This is a genomic window from Dyella amyloliquefaciens (assembly GCF_004296575.1).
GTDB lineage: Bacteria > Pseudomonadota > Gammaproteobacteria > Xanthomonadales > Rhodanobacteraceae > Dyella > Dyella amyloliquefaciens.
The window spans coordinates 683,201-689,779 of record NZ_SAYT01000005.1 but is presented as its reverse complement, the minus strand read 5'-3'; the positions used below and the strand labels follow the sequence as shown (position 1 = coordinate 689,779).

The window sequence follows — 6,579 nt, the reverse complement described above, 5'->3', positions numbered from 1 at the left end:
GCCGATGGTAGTGTGAATCCTCATGCAAGAGTAGGTCACCGCCAGGGGCTTTATCCCTCAAACGCCTTCCCATCCGGGAAGGCGTTTGTCTTTGCGCGCTTCCAAAACAATACGGCGTGACCGAGTGTCGATCGCGCACCCCGTGCGCGATCCATCCTGGCATCAGGCCACAACGAGCGCGCAACACGCGCCTCGCGTCGCACCGGCATTCACGCCGACGCGCCACCACACACACGCTCCTGTGGAGCGCCCCCTGTACGCGAAACAACTCCCTCTCTACACCATCACCCCGCTGAACGATCGCAGCGACGCCTGCCCTCAGGTCCGCAATAATTTGCGATCATCAACAGCCCCCTATCTACTGTTGTGATGCACATGACGACTCCCTCCAAGAGCCGCCTCGGTCCTCTTCCCTACCTGATCTTTTCCTCGCGCTGGCTGCAGCTTCCGCTGTACCTGGGCCTGATCGTGGCCCAGGCAATTTACGTGGTGCAGTTCCTCAGGGAGCTTTGGCACCTGATCGATACCACCCTGCTGGGCCACGTCGCTGACGGCACTGCAGAGAGCGCTGAAACCACCATCATGCTCACCGTATTGGGCCTCATCGACGTCGTGATGATCTCCAACTTGCTGGTGATGGTGATCGTCGGCGGCTACGAGACCTTCGTGTCGCGGCTGAAGCTCGAAGGGCATCCGGATCAACCGGAATGGCTGTCCCATGTGAACGCCACGGTGCTGAAGGTGAAGCTGGCGATGGCGATCATCGGCATCTCCTCGATCCACCTGCTGGCCACCTTCATCAAGGCCGATACGCTGAACCCGCAGACCATCATGTGGCAGGTGCTGCTGCACCTGGCGTTCGTGGTGTCAGCGCTGGCGTTGGCCTATATCGACCGGATCATGCAGCCGGGCGCGAAGGGCGAAGCCCACTGAGAAAGTATCGGTGAGCTGACGTCGATTCGGCCCACCGCTTGTTGCTACGCTTGCGCCCTCGATGACGTTCGGGGGCGCGAGCAACATGGAAAAGCGTTTCATACTGGCCCTTGATCAGGGGACGACCAGTTCGCGGGCCATTCTGTTCGATCGTGCAGGCTCGGTCGTTGGTTCCGCGCAGCGCGAGTTCGCACAGATCTTCCCCCAGCCGGGCTGGGTGGAGCACAACCCGCGGGACATCCTTACCAGCGTGCTGGTCACGGTAACGGAGTTGCTTGCCAATGCGCAGGTCGACCTAGCGGATATCGCAGCGATCGGCATCACGAACCAGCGCGAGACGACGGTGGTGTGGGACCGCGCAACCGGGCAACCCATCCACAACGCGATCGTGTGGCAATCGCGGCAGAGCATGGATATCTGCGAACGACTGAAACGGGAAGGACTCGAGCCCCTGGTCCGCGAACGGACCGGTCTGCTGATCGACGCGTACTTTTCCGCAACCAAGTTGCGCTGGATCCTCGATCATGTGGAAGGCGCGCAAGAGCGAGCCGAACGTGGCGAGCTTCTGTTCGGCACGATCGACAGCTGGCTGATCTGGAATCTGAGCGGCGGCGCGGCGCACGTGACCGACGTGAGCAACGCGGCGCGCACGCTTCTTTTCGACATCCATCGCTGCTGCTGGGACGACGATCTGCTGCACGCGTTGAACATCCCCCGCGTCATGCTGCCCGAGGTGCGATCGAGCAGTGAGGTCTACGCGACGACGGCCCCGTCCCAGTTCTTTGGTGCCAGCCTGCCGATCGCGGGTGTCGCCGGCGATCAGCAGGCTGCGCTCTTTGGCCAGGCTTGTTTCAAGCCTGGCATGGCCAAGAACACTTATGGCACCGGCTGCTTCATGCTGATGCATACGGGCGAGCAGGCCGTGCCATCGAAGCACGGCTTGCTGTCGACCATTGCCTGGCAATTGGGCGACCGGGTCGACTACGCGCTCGAGGGCAGCATTTTCGTAGCCGGTTCGGTGATCCAGTGGTTGCGTGATGGCCTGCGCATGTTGGGCAAGGCCAGTGATTCGCAGGCGTATGCGGAACGGGTGGCTTCGAGCGATGGCGTCTACGTGGTGCCCGCGTTCGTGGGCCTCGGCGCACCTTACTGGCGTAGCGATGTGCGCGGCGCTGTGTTCGGATTGAGTCGGGGCACCAGCAAGGAGCACTTTGTACGAGCGGCGCTGGAATCGATGGCGTACCAGTCGCGCGATGTGCTGACGGCGATGGAAGCGGACGCGGGAATTGCGCTGACCGAGCTGCGCGCCGATGGCGGCGCCATCGCGAACGACTTCATGGCGCAGTTCCAGAGCGACATGCTGGGCGTGCCGGTATTGCGCCCTCGCGTGCAGGAAACGACAGCGCTCGGTGCCGCCTATCTTGCGGGGCTTGCCGTTGGCTTCTGGCGCGACTGCGAGGAAATTGCCAGCTTGTGGCAGGTGGATCGACGCTTTGCGCCGGTCATGCCTGCGAAGGAACGCGACGATCTCTATCGTGGCTGGCAGGACGCCGTGAATGCGACCATGGGCTTTCGCGTGGAGCAGAAATGACAAGGCCTCCGCAGGGGAGGCCTTGTCCATGCGCACGTGCTGCGTCGATCAGTCGATCGAGTAGCCGAACTGTTCCTTGAACTCCGCGGCGAACTGCGCGTAATCGAAGCGCTGGTTCTGCGTGCCGGGATGCTCCACTTTGAGGGCGCCCATCAGCGAGGCCATGCGGCCGATGGTCGGCCAGTCCTTGCCGTTCATGATGCCGAAGATCAGGCCCGCGCGATAAGCGTCGCCGCAGCCGGTGGGATCCACCACCTGGCGTTCGCGGGCGGCCGGGATCTCGTGCGTGGTGCCGTCGGTGTGGATGTGCGAGCCACGCGGGCCCTGCGTCACGATGTAAGCCTTCACGCGCGAAGCGATGTCCTGCGCGCTCCAGCCGGTGCGCTGCTGCAGCAGCTGCGATTCGTAGTCGTTGACGATCACGTAAGTCGACTTTTCGATCATGGCGCGGAACTCGGCGCCGTCGAACAGCGGCATCGCCTGGCCCGGGTCGAAGATGAAGGGCACGCCGCGAGCGGCGAACTCGTCGACGTGCTGCAGCATGGCGTCGCGGCTGTCCGGCGCCACGATGGCGAAGCTGATCTCCGGGATGTCGCGCACGTGGTTGGTGTGCGCGCTCAGCATGGCGCCCGGATGAAAGGCGGTGATCTGGTTGTTGTCCAGGTCCGTGGTGATGAAGCACTGCGGCGTGAACTGGTCCTCGAATTCACGGACGTAGTCCAGGCGGATGCCGCACTTCTCCATGTGCGAGCGGTAGGGCGCGAAGTCCTGGCCCACCGTGGCGACCGGCAGCGGATCCGCACCCAGCAGCTTCAGGTTGTACGCAATGTTGCCTGCGCAGCCACCGAATTCGCGGCGCATCCGCGGCACCAGGAACGACACGTTCAGGATGTGCACCTGGTCCGGAAGGATGTGGTTCTTGAACTGGTCCTGGAAGACCATGATGGTGTCGTAGGCGAGCGATCCGCAGATGACGGCAGACATGGCGCGGGGTGATTTCCTGGCAGATGAAACGAAGTTGCCGGGCGGCTCGTTCACCTGCCTGGCTCAAAGTTCCAGATCATACCGGCAACCGGCCCGGACCGCGACTTTCCGTTGTCGCAGGTTCCCCCGGCCAACCTGTGAAAACGCCCATATCATCGCGTCCCCAAAGGCTTTCTTAACGAGATTATCCTTGCGATCCGGGGGTTTGCTGACTAGACTGGCGCGCTTACTTTTTAGCCACAGCCGGCCCACGGCGGACCCATGTTCAAGAAGTTTCGCGGCTTTTTCTCCAACGACATTTCCATCGATCTCGGCACCGCCAATACGCTGATTTACGTGCGTGGCCAGGGCATCGTCCTGAATGAGCCGTCGGTGGTGGCGATCCGTCAGGACCGTGGCCCGGGTGGCCCGCGCGCCGTGGCTGCCGTCGGTAGCGATGCCAAGAAGATGCTGGGCCGTACGCCGGGCAACATCGCCACCGTGCGTCCGATGAAGGATGGCGTGATCGCCAACTTCTCGATGACCGAGGCCATGCTGCAGCACTTCATCAAGCAGGTGCACAAGTCGCGCATGCTGCGCCCCAGCCCGCGCGTGCTGGTCTGCGTGCCCTGCGGCTCGACCCAGGTGGAGCGCCGCGCCATCAAGGAATCGGCCGAAGGCGCCGGTGCCCGCGACGTGTTCCTGATCGAAGAGCCGATGGCCGCTGCGATCGGCGCCGGTATCCCGGTGCACGAGGCGCGTGGCTCGATGGTGCTCGACATCGGTGGCGGTACGTCCGAAGTGGCCGTGATCTCGCTGAACGGCATCGTGTACTCGCAGTCCGTCCGCGTGGGCGGCGACCGCTTCGACGAGGCCATCATCAACTACGTGCGCCGCAACCACGGCACCCTGATCGGTGAGTCGACCGCCGAGCGCATCAAGCTGGAAATCGGCTGTGCGTTCCCGCAGACGAACGTGAAGGAGATCGAGATCTCCGGCCGCAACCTCGCCGAAGGCGTGCCGCGCATGTTCACCATCAACTCCAACGAAGTGCTGGAAGCGCTGCACGAGCCGCTGTCCGGCATCGTGGCCGCGGTGAAGTCGGCGCTGGAGCAGACCCCGCCGGAGCTGTGCTCCGACGTGGCCGAGCGCGGCATCGTGCTCACCGGTGGCGGCGCGCTGCTGCGCGACCTGGATCGCCTGATCTCCGAGGAAACCGGCCTGCACGTGCAGGTGGCCGACGAGCCCCTCACCTGCGTGGCGCGTGGCGGCGGCAAGGCGCTGGAGCTGATCGACCAGCACGGCAGCGATTTCTTCGCTGCTGAATAAACCAGGAGCCTGCTCCATGCCTCCCCATGGCCCGCGTTGGTCTCGTGCGCACGCCAGGGAGTGGGGCGTGGCGCAGTGCCTGACTGGCCGTCAGGTCAAGCCGCGCATCGCTTCCTGGCGTGCGCACGAGACCAACCCTTCGGGCCGAGTCTGTTTGCCCACAGGTCCGCGTCATCACTCGGTCGTGTATCGACATACACTCCCTCGTTCTTCCTTGTCCTGCGCGCAAACAGCTCTCGGCGCGGGCCATGGGGAGGCATGGAGCAGGCTCCAACAAGGGGGGTAGGCCATGGCGCTCGCGCGCGAGGAATCCTCGCCCCTGTTCGCCGGCACAGCTGCCGGTACGCTCAGACTGATTTTCTATCTTGCGCTGGCTCTGGTGCTGATGGTGCTCGACCATCGCAACGGCTGGATCTGGCGCCTGCGCAACACCGCGTCGGTATTGGTCGAGCCGGTCTATCGGCTGGCCAGCCTGCCGGCCACCGGCATGCGCGCAGCCAGCGTCGCGTTCTCCGATCGCAAAGTACTTACCGAGCAGAACCAGCGTCTGCGCGAAGACCTGTTGCTGGCCAACGCCAAGCTCAATCGCATGGCCGCCGTGGCCGAGCAGAACCAGCGTTTGAAGGAATTGCTGGACACGCAGCACAGCCTGGAGCTCAACGTGCAGCTGGCCCGCGTGATCGACGTGGATCTCGGTGCTTCGCGTCAGCGCATGCTGGTCAACCTGGGCTCGCATGACGGCGTGAAGAAGGGCCAGGTGGTGATCGATGCGCACGGTGTGATCGGGCAGGTGGTGGAAGTGATGGCACGCACCTCGCTGGTGATGCTGGTGACCGATCCCGATCACGCGATTCCGGTGGTGATCGAGCGCACCGGCTTGCGCACGGTGGCCTATGGCTCGCGCGACGGTGCGTTGCTGAGCCTGCCGAACATCTCCATGGCCGCGGACGTGCATCCGGGTGACAAGCTGCTCACGTCGGGCCTTGGTGGGCGCTTCCCGCCCGGTTTCCCAGTGGGTGAAATCCGCAGCGTGGAACCGGCGGCCTCGGGCATGTTCCTCGAAGGCAAGGCGCGCCCCTCGGCGGATCTGGACCGCAGCGAAGACGTGCTGCTGCTGCATGACCTGGCCGAGCCGGTCGGTCCGCCGGAGCCGGTGACACCTGCGGGTCCGCCTGCGGATCTGGCTCCGGCACCTTCCGCGAGCACGGCGCCGCCTCCGGCGGCCACGCGCGCCACGGTCGCGCCCGCGACCAGCACGGGGGCCGCGCAGCCATGAACAAGCAACGCATCCAATGGCTGTGGTTTGCCGGCTCGCTGGTGTTCGCGCTGATGTCGATGCTGGTGCCGCTGCCGGCGCCGCTGCAGCCATTCAAGCCGTACTGGCCCGCGCTGTTCCTGCTGTACTGGGCGCTGGAGTCGGGCGACCAGCGGGTGAACCTGGGTCTGGCGTTCTGCATCGGCCTGTGTGCGGACCTGCTCGATGGCGTCTTGCTGGGCGAGCAGGCCATGCGCCTGTGTGCGCTGGTGTTCATCGCGCTGCGCTTCCGTTCGCGCCTGCGCTTCTTCCCGATGTGGCAGCAGACGCTGGCCGTGCTTGCGCTGCTGCTCAACGACCGCGTGATGTTGCTGATCGTGCGTACGTTTGCCGGCGAGGCACTGCCGTCCGCCACCTGGTGGATCTCGCCGTTCGTCGGCGCCGCACTGTGGCCGTTCCTGTTCCTGCTCATGGACGACCTGCGCATGCGCCTGCGCATCCAGTAGCG

General features: G+C 64.4%; 6 protein-coding genes. 5 read left to right on the top strand and 1 reads right to left on the bottom strand.

Features of this window, described 5'->3' with window-relative positions:
• Positions 1 to 375: 375 nt before the first annotated feature.
• Both EPB08_RS14875 and glpK read left to right on the top strand, forming a co-directional pair.
• Complete coding sequence (locus tag EPB08_RS14875) at positions 376 to 933, top strand: TIGR00645 family protein (RefSeq protein WP_130619868.1); 558 nt, start codon at positions 376 to 378, stop codon at positions 931 to 933.
• 85 nt (positions 934 to 1,018) lie between these two features.
• Positions 1,019 to 2,524 carry a glycerol kinase GlpK gene (glpK, locus tag EPB08_RS14870; protein WP_130619867.1) on the top strand — a complete coding sequence of 502 codons (1,506 nt, stop codon included), beginning with the start codon at positions 1,019 to 1,021 and terminating at the stop codon, positions 2,522 to 2,524.
• 48 nt (positions 2,525 to 2,572) lie between these two features.
• On the opposite strand, the gene EPB08_RS14865 is transcribed toward glpK, so the two are convergent.
• Positions 2,573 to 3,508, bottom strand: coding sequence for a carbohydrate kinase family protein (locus tag EPB08_RS14865; RefSeq protein WP_130619866.1), 936 nt, complete (start codon positions 3,506 to 3,508; stop codon positions 2,573 to 2,575).
• A 261-nt stretch (positions 3,509 to 3,769) separates the two neighbouring features.
• Between EPB08_RS14865 and EPB08_RS14860 the strand changes: the two genes are divergently transcribed.
• The 3 genes from EPB08_RS14860 (at position 3,770) to mreD (ending at position 6,577) form a co-directional block, all read left to right on the top strand.
• Entirely contained in the window at positions 3,770 to 4,816 is a 1,047-nt protein-coding gene (locus EPB08_RS14860) for a rod shape-determining protein (RefSeq protein ID WP_038623286.1), read from the top strand.
• 289 nt (positions 4,817 to 5,105) lie between these two features.
• Positions 5,106 to 6,092, top strand: coding sequence for a rod shape-determining protein MreC (gene mreC / locus EPB08_RS14855; protein WP_130619865.1), 987 nt, complete (start codon positions 5,106 to 5,108; stop codon positions 6,090 to 6,092).
• Positions 6,089 to 6,577 (top strand): rod shape-determining protein MreD, encoded by a 489-nt coding sequence (gene mreD / locus EPB08_RS14850; protein WP_130619864.1) that lies wholly within the window; start codon positions 6,089 to 6,091, stop codon positions 6,575 to 6,577. The genes mreC and mreD overlap by 4 nt, the downstream gene beginning before the upstream one ends.
• Positions 6,578 to 6,579: the final 2 nt, after the last annotated feature.